Source organism: Elizabethkingia argenteiflava (assembly GCF_009904105.1).
GTDB lineage: Bacteria > Bacteroidota > Bacteroidia > Flavobacteriales > Weeksellaceae > Elizabethkingia > Elizabethkingia argenteiflava.
Genome location: NZ_JAAABJ010000452.1, coordinates 1 through 2203 on the forward strand (window position 1 = coordinate 1; position 2203 = coordinate 2203).

3 protein-coding genes are annotated in these 2203 nt (G+C 27.9%); 2 read left to right on the top strand and 1 reads right to left on the bottom strand.

Annotated elements, in window-relative coordinates; translation table 11 throughout:
- Window positions 1-158: 158 nt before the first annotated feature.
- Window positions 159-395: a hypothetical protein gene (locus GNY06_RS05275; RefSeq protein WP_166519110.1), complete on the bottom strand. Its 237-nt coding sequence runs from the start codon at window positions 393-395 to the stop codon at window positions 159-161.
- 480 nt (window positions 396-875) lie between these two features.
- Between GNY06_RS05275 and GNY06_RS05280 the strand changes: the two genes are divergently transcribed.
- Together GNY06_RS05280 and GNY06_RS05285 are read left to right on the top strand one after the other, a co-directional pair.
- Window positions 876-1751: a GLPGLI family protein gene (locus GNY06_RS05280; RefSeq protein ID WP_166519111.1), complete on the top strand. Its 876-nt coding sequence runs from the start codon at window positions 876-878 to the stop codon at window positions 1749-1751.
- 6 nt (window positions 1752-1757) lie between these two features.
- Complete coding sequence (locus tag GNY06_RS05285; protein ID WP_166519112.1) at window positions 1758-2078, top strand: hypothetical protein; 321 nt, start codon at window positions 1758-1760, stop codon at window positions 2076-2078.
- Window positions 2079-2203 lie beyond the last annotated feature (125 nt).

Here is a 2203-nt window from a genome sequence, read left to right on the forward strand (position 1 = left end):
CATAACTGGGGTATCGCATTATCACAACTTTATGTTAAATTTGGAGAGAGAATTCTCAAGGAAAAAAACAGCTTTTGAGGAGCATTAATTTAGAACCTGACACAGTTCGGGTGACACTCCCACCGGCGAGTAAAAAATTAATAAAATTTACTACCGTTTTATTTTTTCATAAATTTAATGAATTCAAGCATCTGCTTAGTAAAAGCTTCAGCAGTATCTTTATAGGTAACATTGATAATAATATGGCTAGTGGCGTTATCCTTATTATCAACGTTATTAATAATCTGAATACCTTTAGAATGAGAAAAAAGTTCTTTAATATCGACATTAAAAATTTCGGTTAATTTTGGGATATATTCAGATTTAACATCAGAATTTTCATTTTCCCATCCCACATAAGTAGTTCTAGAAACACCAGATTAGAGGGAATGGAGCTATAGGCAAACAAAATGTAGCGATGATGCTAGAGCAATTTCCGGATTTTCTAAATAACATTTATATGTATAGAGGGAAGACAACTTCTGCCCTTGGGATGTAATAATAACATTGTATATTTTTGTTTTTTGCATTTGCATACACTCCAAATAATCCGAAAAATATATCTGATAAATTTATCAATATAGCAAACTAAATAAGGTTTCATTAAATTTGCGACATCTTATACATAAATGCTTAATTTATAAAAAAAATATAATTTTGGTTTGATATATTGTAAATTTAAGTATTAAAAAATAAGATAAATTTGTATTTTTAAATAAAGTGTTGTTTTTTTAATTTTAAATTATATCTTTGGATATTACCTAATTGATTTATTCGAAGAGAATACTTCGAAACTTGCCTAGGGGTAGTTTATTGATATATATTTTTTAATTATTATGAAAAAAACACTTATATTTCTTCTGGTTGTAGCTTTTTCAGCAATTCAAGCCCAAATTTCTTCTAATAGATTTTTTTATGAATTTAGTTATAAACCCCAAAAAGACTCTTCACGCATCGAGAAAGTTATGACTATTTTAGATATAACTAAGGAAAAATCTGTTTTTAGAGATTATACATTAACCTCTCAAGACTCAATTATAGAGTCAAGTTTTGAAAAGATGAAAAAATCAGGGGTTTTTGTAGATTTAACAAGGTCGGTGCGAATGAATAAAATTTCATATAAAATATATAAAAGTTACCCTTCTATGAAGATCCAACATGTAGAAAATATTATGGGTGTCGGTTTTAAGTATACCAATATTGCTTATTCGGACAATATTAACTTTAATTGGAAAATTTCAAGTGATAAGGAAAAAATTGGGGAATATAACACACAGAAGGCGAGTACTGAATTTGGAGGTAGAAAGTGGACTGCGTGGTTTTGTACTGATTTGCCTTTCTCTGACGGCCCATATAAATTTTATGGCCTTCCTGGTTTAATAGTAAAAATTGAGGACAGTGAGGGTAATTTTTTGTGGGAGATCAAGGGAAATAAAAGGATTGATAATTTTAGTGAAATCTCTTACGCTGAAAAAATTACTCAGAGATCAGATTTAACTATACATGAAATGCCCAAAAAAAAATTCAATACTATTTTTGAAAATTATAAAAAGGATACTTTTGGTAGTGTTAGACAAATGTTAACTCCTCAGTTATTAAGCCAAAAAATGCCAGGGTCTGATGTTACGATTGGTGACATGATTAAAAGCCAAGAAAGAATAAATAAAAAATTGTATCAAGAGACAAATAACACTATTGAAATTGCAAAATAAAATTTGATGAATAAATATAAACTTTCTAGATATTTAGTTTTTACAAAAAATACTATTTCATTAAAGTACCACATAGTTTACTCGACCCTGTCTAATAAAATTTTAGCTTTAGATAAAAATGTTGTTTCACTTATTCAAAACGGAAACTTTAATGAAGTCGATGATTCTATAATGAACAAGCTTATTGAATATGAATTTGTTACAAATATAGAAACAGATGAGTTGAAAAAAGTTGTAGAAAGGTTTAAAAACTTTATAATTAATGACAATTTGTTATATCAAGTAATTCAGCCATCCGCAAATTGTCAATTAGGGTGTAATTATTGATAAACATATTTTATTTGCAGCTTTTATATTTTCTATTTCATCTTTGCTGATGAGTTCCAGATTATTAGTTATTTGATTTGCAATACAAAATTGCTAATTTTCTCGGAACTCTTTTTGTGTAAATA

Bases quoted from the DNA above. Each gene is read 5' to 3' on its own strand.
- GNY06_RS05280 (WP_166519111.1), top strand. From the start codon at position 876: ATGAAAAAAACACTTATATTTCTTCTGGTTGTAGCTTTTTCAGCAATT.
- GNY06_RS05285 (WP_166519112.1), top strand. From the start codon at position 1,758: ATGAATAAATATAAACTTTCTAGATATTTAGTTTTTACAAAAAATACT.